27 protein-coding genes and 1 pseudogene are annotated in these 24,776 nt (G+C 70.9%); 10 read left to right on the top strand and 18 right to left on the bottom strand.

What is annotated here, in order from left to right; translation table 11 throughout:
* Positions 1-124: 124 nt before the first annotated feature.
* Positions 125-634, bottom strand: a complete 510-nt coding sequence (locus tag ACFUK0_RS32890; protein ID WP_380256337.1) for a hypothetical protein — start codon at positions 632-634, stop codon at positions 125-127.
* A 28-nt stretch (positions 635-662) separates the two neighbouring features.
* Positions 663-896, bottom strand: coding sequence for a hypothetical protein (locus ACFUK0_RS32885; RefSeq protein ID WP_380256335.1), 234 nt, complete (start codon positions 894-896; stop codon positions 663-665).
* Positions 897-1,732: 836 nt separating this feature from the next.
* On the opposite strand from ACFUK0_RS32885, the gene ACFUK0_RS32880 reads away from it, so the two are divergent.
* The gene (locus ACFUK0_RS32880; protein WP_380256333.1) at positions 1,733-2,167 is read left to right on the top strand and encodes a hypothetical protein; all 435 of its coding nucleotides are present in this window, start codon (positions 1,733-1,735) and stop codon (positions 2,165-2,167) included.
* Positions 2,168-2,206: 39 nt separating this feature from the next.
* Here ACFUK0_RS32880 and ACFUK0_RS32875 read toward each other — a convergent pair whose 3' ends face one another.
* Entirely contained in the window at positions 2,207-2,857 is a 651-nt protein-coding gene (locus tag ACFUK0_RS32875) for an HNH endonuclease (RefSeq protein WP_380256339.1), read from the bottom strand.
* 540 nt (positions 2,858-3,397) lie between these two features.
* On the opposite strand from ACFUK0_RS32875, the gene ACFUK0_RS32870 reads away from it, so the two are divergent.
* The gene (locus ACFUK0_RS32870) at positions 3,398-4,384 is read left to right on the top strand and encodes a hypothetical protein (protein ID WP_380256331.1); all 987 of its coding nucleotides are present in this window, start codon (positions 3,398-3,400) and stop codon (positions 4,382-4,384) included.
* 47 nt (positions 4,385-4,431) lie between these two features.
* Here ACFUK0_RS32870 and ACFUK0_RS32865 read toward each other — a convergent pair whose 3' ends face one another.
* The 10 genes from ACFUK0_RS32865 to ACFUK0_RS32820 all read right to left on the bottom strand — a co-directional run bounded on the left by ACFUK0_RS32865 (position 4,432) and on the right by ACFUK0_RS32820 (position 14,151).
* Positions 4,432-4,611, bottom strand: a complete 180-nt coding sequence (locus ACFUK0_RS32865; RefSeq protein WP_380256329.1) for a hypothetical protein — start codon at positions 4,609-4,611, stop codon at positions 4,432-4,434.
* Positions 4,612-4,889: 278 nt separating this feature from the next.
* A complete protein-coding gene (locus tag ACFUK0_RS32860; RefSeq protein ID WP_380256327.1) occupies positions 4,890-6,224 on the bottom strand; it encodes a helix-turn-helix domain-containing protein in 1,335 nt (444 codons plus the stop codon).
* A gap of 491 nt (positions 6,225-6,715) precedes the next feature.
* Complete coding sequence (locus ACFUK0_RS32855; protein WP_380256325.1) at positions 6,716-7,636, bottom strand: hypothetical protein; 921 nt, start codon at positions 7,634-7,636, stop codon at positions 6,716-6,718.
* A 2,427-nt stretch (positions 7,637-10,063) separates the two neighbouring features.
* On the bottom strand, positions 10,064-11,197 hold the full coding sequence (locus ACFUK0_RS32850; RefSeq protein WP_380256323.1) for a methyltransferase domain-containing protein: 1,134 nt from the start codon (positions 11,195-11,197) through the stop codon (positions 10,064-10,066).
* Positions 11,194-11,334: a hypothetical protein gene (locus ACFUK0_RS32845; protein WP_380256321.1), complete on the bottom strand. Its 141-nt coding sequence runs from the start codon at positions 11,332-11,334 to the stop codon at positions 11,194-11,196. Before ACFUK0_RS32845 ends, ACFUK0_RS32850 begins: the two co-directional genes overlap by 4 nt.
* An 84-nt stretch (positions 11,335-11,418) precedes the next feature.
* Positions 11,419-11,931: an ATP-binding protein gene (locus ACFUK0_RS32840; RefSeq protein WP_380256319.1), complete on the bottom strand. Its 513-nt coding sequence runs from the start codon at positions 11,929-11,931 to the stop codon at positions 11,419-11,421.
* Between the two features lie 188 nt (positions 11,932-12,119).
* A complete protein-coding gene (locus tag ACFUK0_RS32835) occupies positions 12,120-12,968 on the bottom strand; it encodes a helix-turn-helix domain-containing protein (RefSeq protein ID WP_380256317.1) in 849 nt (282 codons plus the stop codon).
* Positions 12,969-12,994: 26 nt separating this feature from the next.
* On the bottom strand, positions 12,995-13,510 hold the full coding sequence (locus ACFUK0_RS32830) for a DUF6879 family protein (protein ID WP_380256315.1): 516 nt from the start codon (positions 13,508-13,510) through the stop codon (positions 12,995-12,997).
* The gene (locus ACFUK0_RS32825) at positions 13,497-13,760 is read right to left on the bottom strand and encodes a hypothetical protein (protein ID WP_380256313.1); all 264 of its coding nucleotides are present in this window, start codon (positions 13,758-13,760) and stop codon (positions 13,497-13,499) included. The genes ACFUK0_RS32830 and ACFUK0_RS32825 overlap by 14 nt, the downstream gene beginning before the upstream one ends.
* Before the next feature lie 199 nt (positions 13,761-13,959).
* Entirely contained in the window at positions 13,960-14,151 is a 192-nt protein-coding gene (locus ACFUK0_RS32820; protein ID WP_380256311.1) for a hypothetical protein, read from the bottom strand.
* 1,043 nt (positions 14,152-15,194) lie between these two features.
* Here ACFUK0_RS32820 and ACFUK0_RS32815 point away from each other — a divergent pair.
* The 4 genes from ACFUK0_RS32815 (at position 15,195) to ACFUK0_RS32800 (ending at position 19,245) form a co-directional block, all read left to right on the top strand.
* Positions 15,195-15,758: a GNAT family N-acetyltransferase gene (locus ACFUK0_RS32815; protein WP_380256309.1), complete on the top strand. Its 564-nt coding sequence runs from the start codon at positions 15,195-15,197 to the stop codon at positions 15,756-15,758.
* A gap of 476 nt (positions 15,759-16,234) precedes the next feature.
* The gene (locus tag ACFUK0_RS32810; protein ID WP_380256307.1) at positions 16,235-17,464 is read left to right on the top strand and encodes an NAD(P)/FAD-dependent oxidoreductase; all 1,230 of its coding nucleotides are present in this window, start codon (positions 16,235-16,237) and stop codon (positions 17,462-17,464) included.
* A gap of 18 nt (positions 17,465-17,482) precedes the next feature.
* Positions 17,483-18,439, top strand: a complete 957-nt coding sequence (locus ACFUK0_RS32805) for a sigma-70 family RNA polymerase sigma factor (RefSeq protein ID WP_380256305.1) — start codon at positions 17,483-17,485, stop codon at positions 18,437-18,439.
* A 182-nt stretch (positions 18,440-18,621) separates the two neighbouring features.
* Positions 18,622-19,245, top strand: a complete 624-nt coding sequence (locus ACFUK0_RS32800; protein WP_380256303.1) for a hypothetical protein — start codon at positions 18,622-18,624, stop codon at positions 19,243-19,245.
* A gap of 19 nt (positions 19,246-19,264) precedes the next feature.
* Here ACFUK0_RS32800 and ACFUK0_RS32795 read toward each other — a convergent pair.
* The 3 genes and pseudogenes from ACFUK0_RS32795 to ACFUK0_RS32785 all read right to left on the bottom strand — a co-directional run.
* Positions 19,265-19,705: pseudogene (locus ACFUK0_RS32795) on the bottom strand (IS5 family transposase); the annotation flags it as partial.
* 162 nt (positions 19,706-19,867) lie between these two features.
* Complete coding sequence (locus tag ACFUK0_RS32790; RefSeq protein ID WP_380256301.1) at positions 19,868-20,041, bottom strand: CsbD family protein; 174 nt, start codon at positions 20,039-20,041, stop codon at positions 19,868-19,870.
* 49 nt (positions 20,042-20,090) lie between these two features.
* A complete protein-coding gene (locus ACFUK0_RS32785) occupies positions 20,091-20,681 on the bottom strand; it encodes a hypothetical protein (RefSeq protein WP_380256299.1) in 591 nt (196 codons plus the stop codon).
* Positions 20,682-20,823: 142 nt separating this feature from the next.
* On the opposite strand from ACFUK0_RS32785, the gene ACFUK0_RS32780 reads away from it, so the two are divergent.
* Both ACFUK0_RS32780 and ACFUK0_RS32775 read left to right on the top strand, forming a co-directional pair.
* Entirely contained in the window at positions 20,824-21,528 is a 705-nt protein-coding gene (locus ACFUK0_RS32780; RefSeq protein WP_380256297.1) for a TetR/AcrR family transcriptional regulator, read from the top strand.
* A gap of 154 nt (positions 21,529-21,682) precedes the next feature.
* Positions 21,683-21,838, top strand: a complete 156-nt coding sequence (locus ACFUK0_RS32775) for a DUF6131 family protein (protein ID WP_380253904.1) — start codon at positions 21,683-21,685, stop codon at positions 21,836-21,838.
* A 62-nt stretch (positions 21,839-21,900) separates the two neighbouring features.
* On the opposite strand, the gene ACFUK0_RS32770 is transcribed toward ACFUK0_RS32775, so the two are convergent.
* A complete protein-coding gene (locus tag ACFUK0_RS32770) occupies positions 21,901-22,860 on the bottom strand; it encodes a Rieske 2Fe-2S domain-containing protein (protein ID WP_380256295.1) in 960 nt (319 codons plus the stop codon).
* Positions 22,861-22,983: 123 nt separating this feature from the next.
* Positions 22,984-23,583, bottom strand: a complete 600-nt coding sequence (locus tag ACFUK0_RS32765) for a hypothetical protein (protein WP_380256293.1) — start codon at positions 23,581-23,583, stop codon at positions 22,984-22,986.
* A gap of 167 nt (positions 23,584-23,750) precedes the next feature.
* Here ACFUK0_RS32765 and ACFUK0_RS32760 point away from each other — a divergent pair, with 167 nt between their 5' ends.
* Both ACFUK0_RS32760 and ACFUK0_RS32755 read left to right on the top strand, forming a co-directional pair.
* Entirely contained in the window at positions 23,751-24,356 is a 606-nt protein-coding gene (locus ACFUK0_RS32760; RefSeq protein WP_380256291.1) for a flavodoxin family protein, read from the top strand.
* 85 nt (positions 24,357-24,441) lie between these two features.
* On the top strand, positions 24,442-24,776 hold a 335-nt coding region (locus ACFUK0_RS32755; RefSeq protein WP_380256289.1), incomplete at its 3' end, for a hemerythrin domain-containing protein.

Here is a 24,776-nt window from a genome sequence, read left to right as displayed (position 1 = left end):
GCCTGCTGTCGTACGCCCGGCCCGGCCCGGCGAAGGGTCAGAGGTGGCTGCGGCGTACGCCGGGCCGCGTGGGCTGGGTACGGCCGGCGGCCAGGGCGAGGGCGGTGGAGCGGGTGCGCTCCAGTCAGTCGGTGACCTGCCGGACGGTGGCCGCATCGAGGTGGCGGGTGAGCTCGCGCACCGCCTGGTGGTCGCCGTCGGTCAGAGTGTGGAGGCCTGCGCGGGCGAGGGCGGTGTAGAGCGGGCCGGCCGCCGACCCGGCGAGCTGGCGGTGCGCGGCGTCGGTCCGCTGCCGGGCGTCGTGGGCGGCATCGCGAGCTCGGTCGGCGACGTCCTGGCGGTGGCGGGCAGCGGTCCGGGCGTGGCGCAGGGCGAGGTCGTGGTCCTGGTCGTACGTCTCACGGCCGGTGGTGGCGACCTCGTCGCGGATGCGCTGCCACTCCTGGTGGGCGAGCGCGGCGTGGGCGAGGGCGCTCTCGTCTCCGGCTTCGGCGTACCGGCCGGCGGCGCGCAGGCCGTGGTGGACGTCGGCGAGGGCCTGGTCGATGGCGCCCGCGGTGAGGGTGCCGTCAGCGGCGAGGTAGGCGAGCAGGCGGCGGTAGGAGCGGTTCCAGTCCGGCTCGATGCGCCACATCGCGTCCAGATGTTGTGCGGTGGTGCGGTTACTGCACCGGGGTGATCTGTGCGATGCGGGCTGTTGCCGCGTCGGTCTCCGTCGCGGCGTCGAGGAGCGCCTTGGCGGCTTGCCGCCTCAGGGCGGTGTCGTTGTCGGACGCGGCGTTGGCGCAGTCCGTTGCGCCGGCCCGGTACAGGTCCAGTGCGGCAGCCCAGTGCTTCTGGGCCTCGTAGTCGGGGATCGGCCGGTAGGCCTGGGCGGCGGTGACGTCCTTGAACATGCGGATGCATGCCGTGCGGAGGGTGACCTGGTTGGTGCCGCTGCTGGCCGTGGCGATGATCCGGGAGTCCGTGGCGATGTTGTCGGCGTGGGTGGTGCCGCCCTTGCGGTACCAGTCGGCAATGCGGTCGGCGTGGAGGTTGCGCTGGGTGGCGCTGCCGGGGGCGGCGCGTCGTTGCTGCTGAACGTGCCGGTGGCCGCAAGGAGGAGCAGGGTGCCGACGGCACCGAGGATCGCGGCCGCGCCGGGGCTGATGAGCTTCCGGCGCGGTGCGCCGGCGGGCGGGACGTCGTCCACCGGGGTGGGCCCGGTGGGGGTGTCCTCGGTCGGGGTGTCCTCGGTCGGGGCCGGGCCGGCGGGCGGGACGTCGGCCGGCGGCTTGGTCAGGACTGGGGCCTGTGGCGCGGTGGACGGCAGCTGGTTCGGGGCCTGCGGCGGCGTCGGGTCGGGGGTGGTGTCCACGGCGGTGTCCTCTGCTGCAGGCCGGTGTGGCGCAGCACAGGTTCCCAGCAGAGTGGACGGGTCGGTGGGCGAGTTGCGGAGCCGTTACCGGGCGAGGAAGACGAGGCGCTGGTGATGGCGTCCGTATTCGTCAACTTGCGAGCCGACCCGACCTGCCCCCGGCACCCCGATCTCGAGGGCCTCCCACACCGCGCCCGACCAAGCCTTCCCGCGCCCGCCCGGAAGCGCGAACTCCACCTCCGTCACCCAGGACGGCATCGATACACCCCCACCCGCTGGCGCGTCCGTGACCTCGAGGCCATCGCCGACGCCCACCGGCGCGGCGACGGGTGCGGCCCCCGCGACTTCCTCCCCTTCCCCCAACTGTCCGCCGACGTGGGGGCGTACGCGCCCGCCGCCGAACTCGCCTACACCGCCGGCACCGGCGACGAGCGGCACCGGCTGCGGGCGTTCGTCGAGCGGCACCGTCCCAGCGTCGGCGCCGAGGAGACCGCCGCGCAGCTGGCGGCCTGCGCCGCGTTGTGGGAGCAGGCGGGCCCGCAGGGCGCCGGGAGGGCGTGGGAGCGGCAGTGGCGCACCTTCCCCCGGCTCCTGGTGGTCCTGGCCGGCACCGCGGCCGCCGGGGTGCGCGCGGCGGTGGCGGACCTGCGCCTGGCCGCCGAGGAGAGGCCGGCGGTCGCCGAGATGCTGACCGCCGTCCCGGCCGGGGCCGCCCGCCTCGAGGACCTGGTCCGGCTCGGGCCGTCCGCACCGATCTGGCACCCGCTCGGCGCCCGGGGCGGCCGGGCGTGCGGGTGGACGCAGCTGTAGGCGAAGTTGAGGAGGGACAAGTACGTGCGGCGTCGACCCCTATGCCACCGGTTTTGGGCTGCCGGCACTCATTGCTTGGGCGTGTAGAGCTCGGGCCACGGGGAGTAGTTCCTGTCGAAGGTCATCTGACCGCGCACCTCGGGTCTTGACGGCGTGGCAGTTAGGGCAGAGCGCAATCATGTTGGCCGGGTGGTCCTCGCCGCCGAGCTTCAGGTCTTGCACATGATCGACGTCAAGAACCGGGGCGCCACTGGTGGTGGTCTCCACGAACTCCGGAAAGGGACAGGCCGGATTTTCACATCGCCCACCTGAGCGCTGGATAACCAGGTCGCGCAGAACTCGTGAACGCTGCTGGCGGGTGACTGTACCGACGCGAACGCCGCTGGCTCTACCGTCAAGGCCCCGTACGGTTTCGTTGTAGGACGTCCTTGGCTGGGGCGCAGGTTGGATCGTCGCCGTCAGCGTGGGCGCCCCAGACGCAGAAGCCGCAGGTGGCTGAGGGGGGATAGCAGGGCGGCCGCCAGTGCCTCCCGGGCGGGCTTCGACAGCCTCTTGCCTGGGGCTCTGGGGAGCAGGCTGGCGCGGTCCGTCGGCCGCTGTTTTGCGCGACGCTTCCACTGTGGAGCTGTCGGATGGTGACGAAGCCCAGGCGACCAAACCCGCTCCCGGCCTTGGGGAAGCGGACCGCATGTCAGCAAAGGGTGCCGCAATGTCCCAGGCAAAGGTCCGGGCTGCCTGCCTTGCCCAGTCTGCGGCAGTCCGGCGCGCGACGCTTCGGCGGCTCCACTCCAGGTTCTCCCGATACTCGACCGCAGGTGGGGGATCTCGCAGCGCCCAGTCCATGTCGCCGGTGTAGTGGGTCTGGAGCGCGCTATTGCCCCAGAGCAGGTCCAACTCGCGTAGCCGCTGTGGGTGCCGCTCTCGGAGCAGGTCCCATAGCTCGGCCGCTTCCTTGCCGTGTCGCTTACGAAGCCGGTACTCGACCATCAACGCAGGCCTACCGCGAGTGTCGTACAGGGTGATCAGGCAGAGTCCGTCCGCCTGCTCCGACACGATCGCGCTCCGGGCGTCGTCGTATGTCCTCGGCCGTTCCTCCTGGACTTGCCGGAAGAACGCGCGGCGCAAGTTGGCGCTGAGCATGATGCCGAACCTACAAGCGAAGCGGGGCCCAGAGAGGCTACTCACGCAAATTCGCGTTCGGGCGTCAGCCACGGTCGCTACATTCTGTGGGTGACTACGGCTGACCAGATTCTGACCCTCGTGCGCACTGCACTGGACGAGTTCGACGGCCGTCCCCTGTCCGTCTCCGTTCGTCGGGCGATCCGCATCGCGAGCCTCGTCGGCGACACGGAGACCGCAGTACGGCTTGGCTACGAGCTGCGCCCATCAGGGGGTGACCCAGAAGCGAACGCCAAGGCGATGCGTCGCCTGATGGCGGACCCCACCTTGTGGGCGTCACCGGATGGGCCGGCCGGGGCGGCGCTGGACGAGTACCTCAAGGACCGGTCCATGGACAGGGAGGATCCAGAGGCGCTGATCGCCGGCCACTCGCTCGACCGGATCGAGCTTCTGGTGGACTACGTCAAGCCTGAGCTTCAAGGCCCCGTGGTAGAACCGAGCCTCTTCACAAACGACGCGATGCTCCGGGCCATCCACGAGCTGGCGCGGCACCGCACGTTCACCCACCTGTGTGAGTGGGAGCGCCGGTTCAACTACAGCTCGATCAACGACACCATCTTCGGGAACTATAAAGCGCAGGTGGACCGGCTCCTGAGCACCGGCGTGCCGGGGTTGGTCGAGCAGTTCACGGCGGTGTACCGGCGTCTGAACGAGGCCGCGGCCAGCGACCCGGACAAGCTGGCCACGGAGGAACTCGCCCAGGCAATCACGACCTGCCGCCGCATCCTCGAGTCCGTGGTCGACCACGTGCTTCCGGCCCAGGCCGAGCCGAGCGCGACGGGCAACAAGCTCGACCAGCCCTCCTACCGTAACCGGCTCTTCGAGTTCATCAAGCGGGCGAACCAGAGCAGCAGCACCGCAGAGATGACGGTCGCCCTCACCGAGGGACTCCACGACAGGTACACCGCCGTCAGCAAGCTGACCAACAAGGGCGTCCACGCCACCATGGCACTGCGCACAGCGAACCTGTGCGCGCTGAACACCTACATCGTCTGCGGCGAGATTCTGCAGCTGAAGGACGAGACCGAGAAGCCCTAGCGGTGGCTTTGTCCGTGGCCGGGATCACCCTGCGGACCGTGCTCGGCCTACCAGCGGGTGAGGCTCTCCCCCAGCGCCCGGCGCAGCAGGGCGAGTGCTTCGAGGGGGCCGGGGCACAGGAGGGGTTCGCCGCTGGCGGAGTCGACGACGATGCTGCTGTCGATCAGGGCGGTCCAGGTGCCGCGCTGGACGTCGTATTCATCGATCCAGCCGGCCGGGCGGCCCACGTGCTGCAGTTCCTGGACGTCGGGGTGGGCGGGCCAGGTTGCGCATCCCCGCGGCCCCGCCGGCTGCGCAACAGCCGCTGCCGGCCAGGGTCGACCAAGGCCCGCGGCACCCGCACTGCGATCCCCATCGCACCGCCCCCACCTGCGGTGACGCATTCCTGTCGCACCTCCTGCCCAGCAGATCCACTCCCCTTGCGCGAGCTGCTGCACCGCGCATCGCGGCTGCGCAGCCGGAGGGCCGACTGCGCAGCCGCGGACTGCGCGGTGCAGTTCGGCGGTCAGCCGACCACGTCATCCGTGATGTCGACGTTGGCCTGTTCGGCCCATCTGGCGAGTGCCGTGTGCCGACCTCGATCCCAGTAGCGGCGGCGGAGGCTTCCTCCGGTGGTGACCTGGTAATTCTCGGGGAGCCCGAAGTGCTGGACGATGTCGTTGGCCAGGCGGGCGGTGGCGGCGATAATCTCGGGGCCGGATTCGGCGACGCCGTCGATGTCGACAATGCCCGACGCGGTGGGTGTGGTGAGGATCGTGTGGCCGTCGACCACCGAGTCGATGTAGCCGCCACGGTAGTGGACGAGTTGGGCTGGACGCCGGTTGTTGCTGATGCTGGTGATGGTGACATAGACGCTGGCGTTGCCGGTGGTGGCAGCCCGGTCGCGGGCGTGCCGAACGAGGAAGTCGAGGCCGCTCCAGATGGCCATGACGAAGTCTTCGTCGGCGACCTGCAGGATTTCCATGTCCTGAAGCTTGTGGGTCAGGGCGAGCGCAAAGGCACCGGAACCGTTGGTGTGGAGGTCGCAGGCCATCCATGTGGCGAGGCCGGTATCCGTCTTGCCGCCGTCCGCAGTCAGGCGGCGGCCGGCGACTCCGACGTTGCGCCAGTGGCTGCCGCGCGGCACGATCCGCGGGTCGCGGCTGATCGTCTCCTGGCGGAAGGCGGACAGGGCCGCGGAGTCGAGAGTGAACATGCCGGGCAGGTCCGGCACCAGGCTGACCACGACGGACAAGTCCCTGGTCACGTCGAGACGATCGATGAGCTGGTGGGCCAGGTGCTCGGCGTCTTCGGCGCGGCTCTGCAGGCCGGCGAAGCGCTCGCGGTAGGCGGTGGCCACGTCGGACTCGGACAGGTACGTGGTGGTGGTGCCATTGCGTCGGGGGTAGCGGAAGCCGCTGTTGACGAGGACGCCGTGCGGGGCCAGGGAGCTTCGGGGCACAATGATAGCCAGGAGTCCGTGGCCTTCCGGCTGGTCGGGGTCCTTGATCGGGCGGACCTCGAGGGCCGGAAGTGGGAAGACGTTGCCCGCGACGACGCTGTGGATACGGCGGATCTCCTCGTCACCGATGTCCACTCCGGGCACGGTGCCTGCTGCGCCGTGGTCGTCCTCGCCGACGCCGAGCAGGATGACGCCTCCTGCAGTGTTGGCCATGGCAGCGACGTCGCCGGCGAGTGCGTACTTGCCCTTGTCGTTGCGTTCGTACAGCGTCAGCTTGAAGTCGAGGTCGCTCTGCTCGCGGACGGCGTTGGTGACGAGGGATTTGATGTGCTCGTGTTCGAGGGCGTTCACGGTGGTGCCAAACACTTCCTCGAGGCGGCGCGATCTGAGGGAGGCCATGGTCCGATTGTGCTGCCGCGCCGTGACAGTTTGCCTCTGATTTACCTGTCAGGACGCAGGGCCTGGCCGCCAAAGGCTTCACCGTGCGACACCCGAGCCGTGGGGGTGTACGTGCCGAGCGGTGGGGAACAGGCGCAGCCGCTCGCCCTGGTCGGGACGCTCGGCGGGTCCAACGAGCGAACCGCCGGTTGGGCAACGGCAGGTCAGCTGGCTGCGGTGGCGCGGGCAGTGATGGCCCTGCCCGGCGCAGCGAGGCGACCTCTTCCTCGAACCCCACGCCCGCCCGCAAATGCCGGCCGCCCTCCCATGGCGTGACAGGATCAGACCGCTCCTCCCGCACACCATTGCCCACAGGCGGAGCACCGACCTTGTCGGCCACCACCTGCTTGCACCAGACCCGGTGGCTGGGCCCGGACCTGAAGTCCGGGGCCTGCCGTCGTACGCCCGGCCCATCCGCTTCCAATCGGCCGCAGGGCCCGGAGCCGGGCTGCTCAGCTGGCCTGGACGCGGGAGCGGTGTTCGGTGTCGCGGCGGTAGAGGGCTTCGAGGGCCTCGCCGACCGTGCGGTGGGCGAAGGCTCCGGTGGCGTGGTCATTCAGGATCACGGCGGCCCGGTCGTCATGGTGCGCAGCCGCGATATGCCCCGCTCTCCCCCACGGGCCGTTCGGCAACGGTGCGGTCCAGCCGACCGGCCGGCCGAGGTGGAGCAGCTGGTGGACGTCCCGCGCCTGCGGGTCGTCCCAGGAGGCCACCAGCCAGTCGTCGCCGAAGGCCGCGTGGAAGCCGTCGTGGAGGCGGTCGTGTGCGCCGAACCGGACCGCTGGGCTGGTGCACGCGGCGCGGCGCGCCGTCTCGAACGCCTCCGCCGGGTCCTGGGCGGGGGCGGGCGCGTGAGTGGCGGGGCCGGTTCCGGGCCGGGCCGTATCGGCCCTGTACTGGGGGGAGACGCGGGCGAGGAGGGCAGGGGCTGTCAGCTCCTCCCCGGCCCGGCGCAGTTCGCGGGTGTGCGGGTCCAGGCCGGGCCAGCGGATCTCGTCCCGCGCGTCGGCCGCGGCCTCCCGCAGCCGGGCGGCCAGGCGCTGGGAGCGCTCGGAGAACGCCTCGTAGGCGGCCACCGGGTCGCTGGCCACGGCGGCGAGGAACGCTCTGGTGGCGCTCTCCAGCTCGGTGACGTGACCCAGCATCGGTGTGGGACCGGCCGGGGCGGTGCGGGCGCAGACCGGGGCGGTCCCGCCGTCGGCCGCCTGGGCGGCCTTGGCCCGGGCCGCCTTCGACTTGCAGGAGCGGGAGCAGTAGAGGGTGGGCCGTCCCCGGCCCGACTCGGCGACCTGCACCGGCTTCCCGCAGCCCGGCCGCACGCACACCGGCACCGGCTTCCCGGCCGCCAGGGCCCCGCTCGGCACATCGCTCACGTTGTCCCGCCCGGTCCGCCCTGACCACCAGCCTTGCTCTCCCGGTCTGTCCGTGGCCGGTTTCACACCGCCCCTGAAGGCGGTCCGGCGCACTGTCCGCCGTATCAGCTGCTCGCTGCCATCTTCTGCTTGGCCTGCTGGTTGACGTACTGCTGGCGGGCGGCGACGCACAGTTCGGCTTCCTGGGCAGCCACGGCCGCAGAGTCGGTGGCAACTTGGCCTGGGTGACGGCGCCCGCTTCCCTTTTTGAACGCAGCCTGCTGTCGGTGGACGGGGCTTCGGCCGGGGCTGGCTGCCCGGGCCGCAGCGGCGGCGGAGCGGCCGTGGGCCGCGCTCGGGGGGACTCACAGCCAAAACGAGAGCGCGGGCGGCACGGAGGGCGGCGACGGAATTTGCGTAGCTCCCACCAACGTGGGCGCCCGGTGCTACGTCTGTGATCACGCAAATCTCCAGGACGACTGGTTCCAAGAAGCCGTGATCGACAACTGGAGGCCCGACGAGGACGGCACCCGCAACGCGCTAATCCCCCCGTTCTGGCTGACCGGGCACAACCCCAACCCCTGAACAACGAACGCACCCCACGGAGAACGCGATGTCCGACACCGACCTGACCCCCGAGGAGATGGACCTGCCGCGCCTACATCGACATCCCGCCCGGCATCCCCGTGAACCGCCTGGACGTCCAACGGGAGTCGAGGGGGCACCGTGCTGCAGACCACCGACCGGGGGATATCGGCGTCCGCAGGACGGCTATGAGTGTGCACCGCGGTGGGCGTACACCCGTCCAATGACCGGACCGCCCCACCGTCACGCCGCGCGTCCGCCAGCTGCTCGCGGGCTCCCGCAGGCCGAGGGGACCGTTAGCCGCTCGGGGTGCCCGACACGGGCCTGGGCGGCGTGTCGCGGGCGCTGCGGTGCCTTTTGCTGCCGGCGACGCGGCAGCAGCCCGCGAAGGACCCGGCACCGGCCGGGCAGGGCTACGACGACGGTTGCGACGCTCAGACATGCCGAACACCCTGCCCGCCCCGACCACTTCACTGCCCCGCTGCGCGCATCTCACGGCTGCGCAGCAGCCAACGGCGACCACCACGCTCGGCCCGGCAGCCCAGGATGGTGACGACGAGCGTTCGAAGAGTTGGGCCGCAGGTCCAGCGCTGCTTAAATGCTCCAGTGATCGAACTAGTGGGTGCCATAGCAGCGGCAGGACTGACGGCGTGGCTGCTCCGCCGTAAAGCGGAGCAACGTACTGACAGCACCGCTCAGGGAAATGTGATCAAGGTTCCCTGCCTGCTCCGGCATCCTTCGCTTGAAAGGCGGTGGCTTCGTGGCCGACTGTTGATAGGCCCCGGCACAATGGCCTGGGAGCCCCGGACCAAGGCCGGTAGGGCAGTGTCCCTTCCGGAAGGGTTGCGGCAGGTCAGCGTACGTTCACCGTCGCCCCGCGAAGCGGTGAGGATCAACGGTGGATCCAGAATCGTCGAGTGCACCTCTCCCGAAGGGCCACTGCTCGTTGCTGTGATGCCGAATGAGTTGGATCACGTGCTCACGGCCTTGAACAGCAACGGCGCGAACTAGCGGCCGTCTCCACGTGGTCCTCGTCGGCCCCGTCTTTGCCGGGCCGACCGGTCCGATCACGACGTACCTGCTCGACCTCCTCGCCGAGGTCTGCCCCAAAGACAACATCCGATGAGCACCGGCGGCGGTGAGGCGGGCCGTTGTGCGGCCGGATGGGGTCTGTGCCCGCTGTGAGGGAGCAGGTCGTCGAGACGGATGCCCGGATGGTGACGGGCAGGCCGGCCCGGGCCGGCGGCTTCACGCCGTGACATCGTCCTAACTGACCGGGGCACGATGACGAGAGAGGCATGCGAGGCCCTCGCGCGAAAGGCCTGCTGACCGCTTCCGACAGGCGGTCTCGGGTGCCGGGTGGTCGGTGGGTCCCACCTGCGCGAGCGACACGCTCCGGCCCACCCGCCCGGGGCGGCGGTCAGTGCGGGGGCAGCCCGTGGGCGAAGCCTTTGTGGACGGTCGTGGCGGCGAGCTCCGTGGTGGTGTGCTGCTGAGGGCGGTGGAGGAAGTCCAGGAGGTGGAGGTCCTGAGCCACGCCGTCCGGCGGGCGGAAGTTGGCGCGGGGCCGTCCGGCCGGGGGCCGACCATGATCTCTGCCCCCGGGCCGGCCGCCCGGCACGCCAAGGTGTATCCCCGGCCGCCGGGCTCACATGCCTGCGTCGGCCGGGTCTGAACAACGGGCTGGTCCTGGACGGTTCAGGGGGACCGTCCAGGACGCGGGACGCTGCCCACCGATCCGTCTGACCCCGCATCAAGCGGGCAGACCTGGCATACCGTCATCCGCTCGCACTCGGGGACGCCCACCGACGTCAGCGAGCCGGGGTCGCAGGCGGCGGCGTTGACGGCCGGGGGCGGCCGGACTCAGATCACCTGGTCCGGTACGTCGAGCCAGGCGTGCCAACCGTCGACGGTGACGGTGAGGCCGAGCCGGTCGACAGCGGGCTCGCCTTCGTCGTGCCACCAGGCGAGGGCGTGCTCGAAGTCGTCCCAGAGGCGGCGGCCGCCGTACTGGCGGACCTGGTGGGCGCTCTCGCCGTCGCGGAAGGTTCCGGCGGCCCAGGCCGGGGTGGTGAGGGAGTAGAGCCACAGGGTGCGGGCGCCGTCACCGTGGGGCTGGATGGCATGGACGACGTCGCGCAGGCGCAGGCCGGCGGCCAACGGGAACGGATCGAACTTGCCGTGACCGGGCAGTGTCGCGGTGGTGGTGTGTTCGGCGACGGTGCCGCCGTCAGAGGGGTTCTTCGGCCAGATGAGGCGTTGGGAGCGCATCTTCATGAACTCCACCGGCTGGAGGAACGGGCCGGAGGCGGTGCCGTCACCGTGGACGGTGAGGCGGACCAGGGCGTCGGCGTTGGAGTAGTGGGTGCCGAACGGCGCCAGGATCAGAGCGCCCGGGCGGGTCTGCTCGATCCAGGCCCGCGGGACGGCGCGCAGCCCGTAGGTCGCGGTGATCCGGTCGTACGGCGCACCGTCCCGGTGGCCGAGCGCGCCGTCCCCGCAGACGACGTGCGGGCGGTAGCCGGCGGCAGCCAGGGCGGTGCGGGCGCGGGTGGACACGGCCGGGTCGATCTCGATGGTGGTGACGTTGGTGTCGCCGAGGCGGTGGCTCAGCAGGGCGGCGTTCCAGCCGCTGCCGGTGCCCTGCTCCAGCACTCGCATACCCGGCTCTACCTGCAGGTCGGCCAGCATCGAGGCGACCAGCGAGGGCTGCGAGGCCGAGCTGGTGGGCACGGTGCCGGGCTCGGTTCCCTGGTGCTCGCCGTCGTCCCACTGGGTGACGATCGGGCCGTCCGCTTCGGCGGCCGCCAGCCAGGCGGCCTCGTCCTCGGCCCGGTCGACGGGCCGGCTCGTCCCGGTGGCCATGTCGTGCGCCCACACCAGGTCGGGCAGGAACAGGCGGCGCGGGACTGCGTCGAAGGCCGGCGCCCACGCGTCGGCGACGGGGAAGGACCGCCCCGGGGCGGGGCGGTCCTCGCTCTCGGGTGCGAGCGTCACTTGCGGTGTCCCCCGTCTCCGGGCGGCGGGCCGCCGTCGGGCGAGGGCGGGTCCTGGGGCGGTGTCCACGGGGTGCCGGGGAGGTTGTCCCCCTCACCGCCCCTCGATGCGCCGCTGCGGGCCTGGCCGATCTCCATGACGGGCTCCTTGTCGTCGACGTTGATGCTGCCCTCCCACGGCCGGGAGGAGTAGAGGGCCGACCCGGCGCACCCGAGTGCGGGTCAGACCAGGGCGGGGCCGGGGGAACGTGCGCGCAGGTCGGCGTGGACGGTCTTGCCGTCGGGCTCGGCGGTGGCACCCCACTGGCCGCCCGTGAGGTGGTGGACCAGGGCCAGTCCGCGGCCCGACTCGGCGGCGGTGCCCGCGTCGATCAGGCAGGGCAGGACGCGGGAGCCGTCCCGGACGCTGATCCGCACACACCTGGCGGTGATCTGCTCGACGGTGACGGCCATCTCCCGCTGGCAGCCGGTCTTCGCGGCGTTGCCGGCCAGCTCGCTGACGATGAGTTCGCCGGCCTCGACCAGGTCCCCGAGCTCCCACCCGAGCAGGGCGATGCGGACCAGGCGGCGGGCGGCTGCGGCGGACTGCGGCTGATACGGCAGCAGCACCCTGACGGTGTCCACCGCCGGTCGCGGTGTCCGGGTCTCGACGGTCGCCACCGTGCGCCTCGCACCCGCCCGTGCCGCCGCTGCCCGGGCCTCGGCCGGCGGGCGGGTCATGGGGTGCGTGGTCACGGCGGACTCCGCTCTCTGGTCGGCGGGTGACAGCTGCGCGGACCCGACGGGGGCGGGCCCGCGCAGCGGCCCCAACTCGCCCTGCACGCCGACGGGGCCGGGTGTCCGGTCCGTCACTGCGGGCGACGGTTCGACGGTAGGGAGTGGGACGGTGCGGCTTCAACGCGATTGCTTCCGATTGCGGGGATTCACCCGAGGGCGTCGATCGCGGCGGTGACCAAGGCGCGGGCCGCGCCGCCGTGGACGGCCATCTTCGCCAGCCCGGCGAAGGCGCGGTGGTAGTCGGCGAGTTCGCGGGGCTGGGTCACGGTGACCTCGGCGGTCAGCGTCTCCACCGAGGCCTGCCCGTTGTCGAAGAGGTAGAACGCCTCCAGCGGCCATACGGTGCGCCGCGCCGTGAAGGGGATGATCCCGAGGGAGACGGAGGGCAGCGGCATCACGGCCAGGAGGTGGCCGAGCTGGCCGGCCGTCGTCGCGGCGTCGCCGATCCGGTAGCGCAGCACCGTCTCCTCGATGAGGACGACGAACCGGTGGCGGCCGTCGTGGAGCAGCCGGCCGCGTTCGGTGCGGGCGGTGACGGCGTCGGCGACGTCGTCGGGGGTGCCCTGGAACTCGGTGATGGAGCGCATGAGGGCGGTGGCGTAGGCGGTGGTCTGGAGGAAGCCCGGGACGACGTTGGAGACGTAGGCCCGGCACACCGAGGTCTCCTGGTGGAGGGTCAGTGACTCCTGCTGCACCTGGCGCATGCCGGCGCGGTGGACGCGGCGCCACTCCAGGTACATCAGTTCCACGGTGCGCAGCGAGGCGATGAGGTCGGCGGCCTGGCCGGCAGCGCCGCACGCGGTGCACCAGGTGCGCAGGTCGCTCTCGGAGGGCGCCGACTTCCCACTGAGGATGCGGGAGGTCTTGGAGGGGTGCCAGCCGCACCGGGCGGACAGGTCCTTGCCGTCGATCCCGGCGTCCAGCATCAGCTCGCGCAGGCGGGTGGCGAGTGCGGCGCGGGCTGCCTGGGCGCTTGAGGAGGGGGAGGCGGGCATGAGCTGGCTGCTCGGTGTGGGCGGGGCTAGACGGTGTACCGGTCGTGCGGGACGGCCCGCTCCCACACTGCTTCGAACGCGGTGGCGCAGAGCTTCGTCACGGCGGGGTCCTCGGTGTAGGAGGTGCGCGGTTCGGCCCAGTCGCCGTCCCCGGTGAAGTGGTTGAAGCGCACGCCGTGGTCGTCGAACAGCCAGAAGTCGGTGCCGGGCAGTGCCAGGTCGTAGGTATTGCGGCGCGCCAGCCAGCGGACCCGTTCGCCGGCCGTGATGTTGACCGGGGTCATGGCGTGCAGGTATCGCGTGTACTCGCTGACCGGTTCGGAGACGATCCGGGCCCGGCGGATGAGGACCCCCCGCGCGTTCGCTTCGCGGAGCATGGCCGTCCAGTCCTGCCAGTACTCCGACTCCGGGTCGAGGTCGGACTCGCCGCTTCGACGGAACCGCTCGACGGCCTCGGCCTCATCGGGGACGTGGTAGCTGTCGCGCATCTCCAGGTGGACTGCCGAGTATCGGGCAGTGGCCAGTAGGTCAGAGAAGCTCATCTCGCTCTGCGTCATCGCATGCCTTTCGCAGGATCGGGATCATCCGGGTGGGAATCCAGACCACGGCCTCGTGGCCCGGGATGCCGGCCTCGTGGTCCGGTGCCCAGCTCCGCCCGCCGATCTCGGCCTCCAGGTCTTCCTCGGCCCTCACGCCCTGGAACACGATCCTGCGGTTGGAGCGGTCCAGCCAAACCGTCGGCGAACCCTCCTTACCCGTCTCCGGGTCGATCCCTACGAAATCTAGCCCCACGACACCCTCCTGTACCAAACCAGTTGCGGTCACTTGCGAGCCACCGTCCCGCGCGGTTGACAGGCCGTCAAGGGCGCACGGTTGCGGCAGGCGCCGCACGAACTGTGGCCCGAGGGGAAGTGTCCACTTCGGTTGGTGGGCTTGATTCGCTTTGACGGACACCCCTGATCATGGGCTTCGGCCCTGGTAAGGATGATGTTCATCCTGGAGAGCATGGGGAAGAAGAAGCCGCGCCCTCGCGTGCGCCCGCGCAGAACACCGCCGCCAGGTACAGCGGCATGGCGATGAAGTAGGCCCAGACATAGCGATGATGAGCGACCTGGACCATCAACAACGTGGCGATCCCGGCCAACACCAGCCCCAGCACGACACCGACGATGCGTCTGACCACGTCCGCCCCCACCCTTCACCAGCCACGGGCCCAGCGGCCGCTCCCCCACCGATGCCCGCCCGACACCCCCGGCACCCCAGCAGTTGAGTACCACCCCCCGAACGCCCCGGGGACAACCTCGCAAGCACCTCCACAAGATCCCGGCCTCGCCGGGCGCAGCCCGCGAACCGGACGGACGGGGGCGGCCAGCAGCGGACCGGACAACGCACGGGGGCCGGGGCGGGGACGGGCGACGGGCGACGGGCGACCCGGCAACACCCGGCAGGCGGGGCAGCGAAGGTTCCCCCGCACCATCCGGGCCAACTCCCGGCCGAATTCCGGACGCGCCGAAACGGCCCCGGCCGGCGGAACACACGCCGAATCCCAAGGCAATCCGACGCGGAAAGAAAGGCAATCCTGACCAGTCATCACCTCGCAGAACACCCCGGAGAGACCGCCGGCCGCCGGAGCGCCCGCAGAACCCCGGCCGACCGAGAGGACAGCCACCCGCAGTCACCGACAGCGCAGCACCCCGCAGAACCCCGGACGACCGAACCGAACCCCGGACATCCGCCAGAATTGGTCTAACAGAAGCCGAATTCGACGCCCGGAGCGCCACGAGGTCACGACGGCGGAACCCAGGGCAGCCCGACGGGCGGCGGAACGGACACCCACACCGGAGTCGGACAGCCCGCCAGCCCCCGCACAATTCCGTCACACTCCACCACCTGACGAAACCACCAACGGAACCGCGACCGACACCCGGGCGAGCAGAACGCCCTGGCGAGCGAGGGCGGCGGCAGCAGGCTGAGGGCAGCCGGGAACAGCAGCAGGAGCGGGGCGGGGCGCAGCCGGACACCACCCCTGGTCCTCCCAAACGGGCGGCCTGGCGGCCGCGGTGGGGTGCCGGCCTGGCGGCCGCACCGGTGGGCGACGGGCGGCAGGAGGGGACGGCCACTCGACACCGGCACGGCGCAGCAGCAGCCCGGGGCCGGCGAACCGGGGCGGGAGGACCGGCTTCGAAACCCGTTGCCGACGACATGACCGCACGCGATCCTCCTACCATGGAGCTTCCCTGGCAGACCATCGAACTGGACGACCTGACACTGCGCCGCTTCAACGGCGAGGCGGACCTTCAGGAGTACTTCATGGTCATCGAGGCGTCCTTGGAGCACCTGCGCCCGTGGCTGCCCTGGGTCTCCGAGCACAGCCGGGCCAAGACAACCGAGTTCCTGGCCAGCCGCCCGGAGCGCTGGGCGAGCGGCCAGGAGTTCAGCTACGCGATCGTGCTGCACGGAGCGATCGTCGGTTCCTGCGGGCTGTTCCGCCGCGACGGCGCCCCGGACAACGGTCGCGAGATCGGCTACTGGCTGCACCCCGCCGCCACCGGCCGCGGGGTGGTCACCCGCAGCGCCCAGGCCCTGGTCGAGCAGGCGTTCCTCCTCCCCGGCACCGACTACGTCGAGATCGCCCACGACACGGCCAACCGCGCCAGCGGCGCCGTCCCCGCCCGCCTCGGCTTCACCGAACACCTCCGGCGACCGGCGGAGATCCGCGCTCCCGCCCAGAGCGGCGAGCATCAGATCTGGCGTCTCACCCGCCCTCAGTACGACTGCCCCAGGCCGTGACGCCGGGATTCGCGTTCTGGCCCAACCTCCGGACGCTGTCGGTGATCTTCGCAGGATAAGTGCTTGTGGTTGAAGGGCCAGGCCCGCGACGGTGGCGGGCCAGGCGAGCGGGCGGACCGGCCGGACTGCCGAGCGGGACATCAAGGTGCCCGAAGCGGCTTCACCAATGCTTTGAGCTGCGGTTATTACCCTATTCTCCAAGGTACCCAGGGCCGGTGATGAGGCTCTCTGAATTTCCCCACCCGCGCTCAGACCGTTCCCCAGACCCGCTCTTGTTCCCACCGCGTACAGGCCCCGGACTCCTATCCGACGATGCAAAGTAGCCACCGCGGCTCCTGGCGCCGCCTCGGCGTCGCGAGCACCGCTGGCGGCGCTCCTGCCGCTCTGTGACCCAGGCCACATCAAGTTCCTGTCAGGAACCGGGGCGCTGTTCCGCTCAAGTCACCGAGAGCCAAGCGAACCGACAGGAGCATCACATGAAGCACCGCATCGTCGTCCTCGGCGCCGGCTATGCCGGGACCTACGTGGCTGGGAACCTGGCCCGTCGGCTGTCCCCGGCTGACACCGAGATCACCGTGGTCAACGCCGTGCCTGACTTCGTCGAGCGCCTGCGGCTGCACCAGGTCGCAGCCGGCCAGGAGATCGAGACTCAGAAGCTCGCCGACATCTTCGCGGGCACCGGGATACGGCTGCGCCTGGCCCGGGTCACCGCCCTCGACCCCGAGCGCCAGGTCGTCGCCGTGACCGACGCCGACCGAGGTGCCGACGAGCTCGGCTACGACACGCTCCTCTACGCGCTCGGCAGCCACGGTGACGACCGCGGCGTCCCCGGCGTCGCCGAGCACGCCTTCGATGTCGCCGCCCGGCCCTCGGCGTTGCGCCTGCGCGAGCGCCTTGACGGCCTGCGGGAAGGCGGGAACGTGCTGGTCGTCGGCGACGGGTTGACTGGCATCGAGACCGCCACCGAGATCGCCGAATCCCGGCCCGGCCTGTCGGTGACGCTGGTCGCCCGCGGCGAGCTGGGCGCCCCGCTCTCCGCCGGCGCCCGCAGCCACCTGCGCCAGGCCTGCGACCGGCTGGGCATCACCGTCCTGGAGCACACCAGCGTCGAAGCCGTCGAAGCGACGCGGGTGCTGTGCGCCGACGGCACCGCCCTGGCGTCCGACGCGATCGTGTGGACGGCCGGATTCGCGGTCAACCCCATCGCCGCCGCCGCCGGGTTGAAGGTCACCGAGAGCGGTCGGATCATCGTCGACCGCACCATGCGATCGCTCTCGCACCCGAACGTCTACGCCGCCGGCGACAGCGTCTTCACGGTCGGAGAGAACGGCCGGCCGCTGCCGATGTCCTGCGCCTCGGCCGGCTACACCGGGATGCAGGCCATGAAGGCCATCGTGGGACGCTTGACCGGCAGCAAGATCGGACACGTCAAGCTGGACTACCGGGGCAACCACATCAGCCTCGGCCGTCAGGACGGGATCTTGCAGATGATCGACCACGAAGCGCAGGCAAAGCCGAAGTACATGGGCGGCCGGAAGGCCGCGCGGATCAAGGCGGGCATCCTCAAGATGTCGCTGTGGACCAACTCGCACCCGACCTTCTGCATGCCCACGCGCAAGCGCCACCTGGCCGCCGCACCCGACGCATCCGCCGAGAACGCGGTCCCGTACGCGCCGGATGCTCCCGCCGAGAAGGCGGTCGCGTAGCCGCCTAGGGTGGCCCGCATGGACAGCATGGGCGTTGATCGCTTCGACACCAGTCGGTTCGAGGCCAGCCGGAACCGGCTGGCCTCGCTGGCGTACCGCCTGCTGGGCTCCGCCGCCGACGCCCAGGACGCCGTGCAGGACGCGTTCTTGCACTGGCAGGCCGCCGACCGGCGGCAGATCAAGGTGCCGGAGGCATGGCTGACCAAGGTCGTCACCAACCTGTGCCTCGACCGGCTCCGCTCGGCACAGGCCCGCCGCGAACGCACCGCCGGGGCCTGGTTCCCCGAACTGCTCCTCGACGGTGACCCGATGCTCGGCCCAGCCGACACCTTCGAGCAGCGCGAATTGGTCTCTCTGGCCATACTGACCGTCATGGAGCGCCTGTCACCCGTTGAGCGGGCCGTCTACATCCTGCGCGAGGCCTTCTCCTACGGCCACGCCGAGATCGCCGAGATCCTCGACACCACCGAGTCCGCGAGCCAGCAGCACCTCCACCGCGCCCGGACCCGCGTCACCGTCACGCGCCGCCGCAGCAGCGGCGAAGTCGACCCTGCGTCGGCCCGCAGAATCGTGGCGGAGTTCCTGACCGCTGCCACCTCAGGCCGCACCGAGCGGCTGGTGGCGCTGCTCACCGACGACGTGATCGCGCTCTCCGACGGCGCCGGCCTGGCCGAGAAGCTGCTGCGGTACGACACTCCGCAGCGCGTTGCCGCCGTCATGCGGGGCGGCTTCAAGCCCACCCCCGCAAAACGACGGCTCGCCGGCGGCGCGCCCGCCATCCACTACGCGCTCGTCAACGGGGCCCCTGCGATCCTCTTCGTCCTCGGCGATCAGGTCCTGGGCGCCGTGGCGTTCGAGGTCACCGAAGACAAGGTCGCGGCCGTGCGCGGCATTGCCGCCCCCGCCCGCCTCGTCCGCCTCACCAAAGCGTGGCGGCAGTACGAACCGGAGACGCCACTCATCGCCCAGTGGTGACCGACGCCAACCACGGCCAGGCGCAGCACCCACGGATAGTAACGGGGCCGTTCAGGCTGATGTCCGTAAAGCGGGTCCGCCCCCTGGTTGAGCCCGCAACCGACTAGGAGCTGTCCGGCCGATCACGTAAAGGCGGAAAATCGGAGGGCCAAGGGGGTGTCGGCCTGGTAGAACTTCGGCCGATGGGCATCAAGGAACGCGAACGCAAGGTGCACCAGCCGCTACGGCGTGCTGGTCTAGAGGTCGTACCCAATGCCGTACCGGAGGGCACGATGCCCTTCGTCCTTGGATGGGGCGCCGAAGATGCGATCGACGGCTTCTCCCATCGGTACGACACCCCGCACCTTGTCGAGCGGCTCAATGCGGACTGGTACGGCCTTGCTGTCTCCTCGGGCCTGTTCGATGATCAGCGCGAGTTCCTCGTGCAGCTTCCACTGGGCACCCGATCGCACCGCGCCGCCGTGCAGCGCCTTAACGGCTACCACGCACCGGTGCTCTGGACTCGCGTCCGGCTCCTGGAACGCTGGGACATCATGGGCCGAGGTGCTGCATCGGCGTTCCTCGGCATGCACTCAGGTCACCCGGGCTTCGGCATGATGGCCCTGGACGGCAGTGTGTACGTCTGTGCTTCGACAGGCGAAACTGGCGTCGACGTGCACGCAGTGGGCCGCCCGAACCGCTCGGAGAACATCCTGCGACACCTTGAGTGGATGGCCCATCGCGACAGTCGCTATGCCGATCGTGAGGTGAGTCATCGCATCGCCACCTGGCTTGCCGGCCGTCCAGAGCGTCACTCCGGTCGCTGACGACGATCCCGTCCAGGGGTCATCTTGTGCGGAGCCAGATGACGAGGGCAGCCGCGGTGACAGTGCCGAGGAAGACGTAGCCGCGCTTGTCGTAGCGCGTCGCGACGGCGCGGGAGTTCTTGAGCTTGTTGATGGCCCGTTCGACAGTGTTGCGCTTCTTGTAGCGGTCCTCGTCGAAGCCGGGTGGTCGCCCGCCGCGTGACCCTTTGCGCAGGCGGGTGGCCTGGCTGTCGGCCTTCTCCGGGATCGTGTGCGGGATGCCGCGACGTCGCAGGTACTCGCGGCAGGGGCGGTTGCTGTAGGCCTTATCCGCGGCGACGCTGTCGGGCCTCTTGCGGGGCCTTCCCGGTCCGAGGCGGGGAACGCGGATCTTCTCCAGAACTGGCTCGAACTGCGGGCTGCCGCCACGCTGTCCAGCGGTGAGGAGCAGGGACAGCGGGCGGCAGCGTCCGTCGGCGCTCCTAGGGGTTGTGCCAGCCGCCGCAGGACGACCCGGTTCACACGTCGGCGGAACTCTCCGAACGGGCGATCGGGGCAGGTGAGCCCCGAGGGCAGCTTGGACGGCGGGTGCGGGAGCCGGGCGGTGATACCGCCCGGCCGGGTGCGGGGGCGGGACGAACGGTCAGTGCTTGAAGGCGTCCTTCACCTTCGCGCCGGCCTGCTTGGCGTCGCCCTTCCGCTGGTCGGCGCGTCCCTCCGCTTCCAGGCTGCGGTTGCCGGTGGCCGCGCCGACAGTCTTCTTCACCGTGCCCTTGGCTTCCTCCGCCTTGTGGGCGGCTTTCTTGCCGATACCCATGACTGGTCTCCTTTTCAGTGAGTCGTGACGCAGTGGCGGTGACCGCTCCTCAGCGGGAGCCGGAGTAGTACCCGGATGGATGCGATCCGCGGGGCCCGTCCGGATCCGGCTCATCGCCGCGGAGCGGGTCCCGGTCGTCCTTGGGGGGCAGCGGGCCGGTGCGGGTGCCGGCCGTCTGCTCGTGCGCGCCGCCCTGGCCGCGCATCAGCTCGTCACGCTGTCGGGCCACCTCGTCGCGCTGCGCGGCGAGGTCGTCACGTTCGCCGGCGAGGTCGTCGCGGTCACGGGCCGCGGATGCGGCCTGTTCGCGGGCGCTGTCGCGCTGCTCGGCCAGGTCGTCCCGGCGCTCGGCGACAGCCGCCGTCTCACGGCGGGAGTCCCGCAGTCCGTGACGCGCGTCCCTGCCACGACGCGAGGCGCGGCGCGCCCCGGTCAGCAGCAGCCCGAGTCCCAGCATGCCCACTGCCCCGACGACGATGCCGAAGAGGAAGAGCGCGCCGGTGGAGCCGGTCACGTGGTGCCCGAACACCGAGAACGCGTTCGTGAGCTCGTGCGCCGCACCCGTATTGGTGACGATTCCCGCGACCGCGACGACAGCCGCCACCACCAGGACAAGAAGTCCGAGAAGGACAAGGATCATGACGCGCTCCCAAGGATCTACGCCGTACACCTGTCTACGTCGTATGCCTACAGTCAACTCCCGATGTAGACTTATTTCTACACTGTAGGTCTACGAACTTTATGTTCGTAAGCAGTGACCACGAGCGACAGGAGGGACGGCCATGGTCCAGCCCCCGGCCGACCAGGCCGTCCAGGAACCCAAGCAGCCCGCGAACGGGAAGCTCAGCCGCACGCGGATGCTCGCCTGCGCTCTGGAGATCATCGACCGCGAGGGCATCGAGAAGCTGTCCATGCGCCGCCTGGCCCGCGCACTGGAGCACGACCCGATGAGCCTCTACCGCTACGCGGCCAACAAGGCCGCCCTTCTCGACGGCATCGCCGAGACCGTCCTCAGCCGCCTCACCGTCGACTCCGCCGACCCCGACTGGGCCGCCCAGCTGCGTACCGTCGCCCGCGACTACCGCCGACTCGCGCTCGCCCACCCCAACGTGGTGCCGCTCCTGGTCACCCGCCCCCTCGCCACACCCCTCGCACTGCGCCCCAGAGGCACCCTGCGCCCGCTCGAAGCCGTCCTCACCCTCCTCACCCGCGCCGGCTTCAGCGGCGCCGACGCCCTGCACATCTACCGCGCCCTCTTCGGGCTCCTGCACGGGCATGTACTCAACGAACTCCAGGAACTCGTCGACAACCCCGACGAGACCGACGACCTACTCCGCCTGGGCCTGCACAGGCTGCCGATCGGCGAATTCCCCCTCTTGCGCAGCCTCGCCTCCACCCTCGCCACCTACGACGGCGCCGCCGAACTCGAACGCGGCCTCGACATCCTCCTCGACGGCCTCACCACCACCCTCACCCCACGCCCTTAGCGGATCTTGGCGCCTGACGCGGACGCACGGAGAGACCGGCTCCCGCATTCAGAATTGGCATCAATCCGCAAAGGGCGAGAAGGGACGAATAAGCGTCACTTCCGCACGACCGGCGGAACACACCAATGGGGGGACCGCACATACGGAGGTCACCGTGATCATCCTCGGAGTCATTCTCCTCGTGATCGGATTCCTCGCCAGCATTTCCATCCTGTGGACCATCGGCATCGCCCTGGTCGTGATCGGCCTCATCCTGTGGATCATGGGTGCAGTCGGCCACGAGGTCGGCGGCCGCCGCCACTACTACTGAACGCACTCAATCCCCTGGGCGGGCTCGGCCAGCCGGGCCCGCCCAAGCGCCCCCGGCAGCGCTCACGGACCCATCCGCTGCCTGCCCGCGACCTGCTTCGCAGGCCTGCCCGCTTCCGGCAGGCGTACTTGTAGGTTGCTGTGGGCGTCCGTGCGGGTGATGAAGCGCGGCTGGGGGGCGGTGGCCGGCCCGTCGATGTTCCAGCCGTCCGACAGCCGGAAGACGCTCCCGTGCCAGGGGCAGGTCACACAGCCGTCGGTGACCTTGCCGCCGGAGAGGGGCCCGGCGGCGTGACTGCACTGGTCGGCCAGAACATGGAACACGTTCTCGGATTCCCGCACCACCAGCACGGGCACCTCACCGACCGCCCGGCGCATGGCCTGGTCGATGGTGAACTCCTCGGTCCGCCCGAGGGTGTGCCAACCGGGCTCGACCAGGTGCAGAACGGGTTCCGCCTTGTTAGCACCGGCAGCCTGGCGGTGGGCAAGGTGGCCGCCCACCGCCGCCCCGGCGCCGACCGCAGTCAGTCCGGCGAACCCGAGGATGCGTCCCAGGCCGTCGCGGCCACGCGAACGGGCCGCCCACGACGCGCCGTACAGGCCCACTCCGGCCGCGATCGACGCGGCGTGCAGCAGGCCGGTGCGCATCTGCTGGTCGTGCTGCTCGGCCCAGTCGACCCACCCGGCCAGTGCCGCCGGGGCCGCGGTGACGACGCCGACCGCGACGAGGAGGCGTGCGGCGCGCTCGCTGCCGGGGACGAGGTCGAGGACGGCTGCGGACAGCCAGGCCCCCAGCGGTAGTTGGACGAGGGCGGGGTGCAAAGGGTGCCCGATGGGCCGGCCGTGCAGCACTCCTCGCAGCCGGCCCAGCGGCAGGCCCCGCACGGCGTTCCTCAGCGGCCCGGTGACCGCGTCGAGCTCGGCGGCCCCGGCCACGGCGTCCAGTGCCTTCAGGGTCCGGGTGCCGATGCCGTCGCCGCCGTCCGACCAGGCGGCGCCGATTCGCGCGGTGAGAGTTCCCATGGAGAACAGGCTGACCCCACCTGTGCGGCCGCGCGGCTCGGACTGAGCCGGTCAGCGTACCCGGCACCCACCCGCGGCGGGCTGCTCAGGGGCGGAAGGAGGCACCCGCCCGGCCGGGGTCTGTCAGATTCCACGGCTTGGGTCATCGGGTCCGTGGCGCGCCGGGATGCGGTGCCAGCGGTGGAGGCCGTGGCGGTGGCTGCCGAACTCGGCGTCGGGCGGCACGTCGTCCGGTGCGTCTTTGGGTGCCTGGGACCGCGAGGCGGTAGCGCCGCCCTGCGAGTCGGCGGCAGCCGGGTTCGCAGTGGCGGTGTCCGCGGCGGCAGCGCGGGCTCGGGCTTCGGCGGCGTCGGCGCGTGCGTTGGCGGCGTCGACGCGGGCGTCCGCGGCCTGGGCCTGGGCTTCGTCGCGCCGCTCGGCAAGCGCGTCGCGCTCCTCGCGGGCGGCGGCCGTCTGGCGGCGGGACTCCTTGAGGCCACCGCGTGCGTCCTGGTGCAGGCGTGAGGCGCGGCGGGCGCCGACGAGCAGCATCCCCAGGCCGAGGACGGCAATGGCGCCGATCGCGATGCCGTAGAGGAAGAGGGTGCCGGTGGAGCCGGTCACGTGGTAGCCGAAGACGGAGAAGTCGCCGGCCGTGTGGGAGGCGCCCGTGTTGGTGAGGACGCCGGCCACGCCGATGACGACGGCGGCGAGGAGGATAACGAGACCGATGATGAGGATCATGACGCCTCCACCCTTCGCAGGAGCTGGATGGGAGGACCTCACTCACGGTAGTCCCCGCCCTGGGCCGCCGCCCGTTCTGGTCGGTGCGGGCGTGGGTGTGGACCGGTCGGGGTGAGTCCGGGGCGCTGGGGACGGTTGCTGCGGTGAGCGCGGGTATGCGTGGGAGCATGCGAGCACTCATCGTCAACTGCACCCTCAAGCCGTCCCCCGAGCCGTCCAACACCGAGGCCCTCGCCTCGGTCGTGGGCGCCGAGCTCACCAGCCGCGGAGTGGAAGTGTCGACCGTACGAGCGGTCGACCTGAACCTCCTGCCCGGTGTGAAGAGCGACCAGGGAGAGGGCGACCAGTGGCCGGGCGTCCACGAGAAGCTCCTGGCCGCCGACATCCTCATCGTCGCCTCCCCCACCTGGGTTGGCCGGCCGTCCTCCGTGGCGCAGCGGGTACTGGAGCGGATGGACGCGATGATCTCCGAGACGGACGGTGAGGGCCGGCCTGCCGCGTTCGGGAAGGTCGCCGGGGTGGTGGTGACGGGCAACGAGGACGGCGCCCATCACGTGATCAGCGAGATCAGCGGCGGCCTCGTCGACATCGGCTACACGATCCCGGCGCAGGCCTGGACGTACTGGCACCTGGGCCCCGGCCCGGGTCCGGACTACCTGGACGAGGACCGCGGCCACGAGTGGGCCCACACCACGGGCCGCACCATGGCCGCCAACCTCCACCACGTCGCCTCGGCCCTGACCGGCCGGCCCTGGCCCGCCCCCGCCTCCTGACCCGCCCCCCGGCGCCGCCCCGTTCGGTACCCGCGCCCCCCGCACCTCGGTTTCCATGTCCCGCCCGCTGTGAAGGAGTTCCCCGATGGACGCGATCGTGCTGCTGAAGGACGACCACAAGACGGTCGAGAAGCTGTTCAAGGAGTTCGAGAAGGCCGGCGACAACGCCCACAAGACCAAGCGGGACATCGCCGACAAGGTGATCGAGGAACTCACCGTGCACACCTGGATCGAGGAGAAGATCTTCTACCCGGCCGCCCGCGAGGCCGCACCGGACACCTCGGACCACGTGCTGGAGAGCGTCGAGGAGCACCACGTGGTGCTCTGGATGCTGTCCGAACTCGCCGGGCTCGACCCCGCCGACGAGCGCTTCGACGCCAAGATGACCGTCCTGATGGAGAACGTGCGCCACCACGTCCA

It is taken from the genome of Kitasatospora sp. NPDC057223 (assembly GCF_042669755.1).
Classification (GTDB): domain Bacteria; phylum Actinomycetota; class Actinomycetes; order Streptomycetales; family Streptomycetaceae; genus Kitasatospora.
Note: the sequence above shows the minus strand (reverse complement) of the source record. Positions and strands in the feature narration are given on the sequence as shown.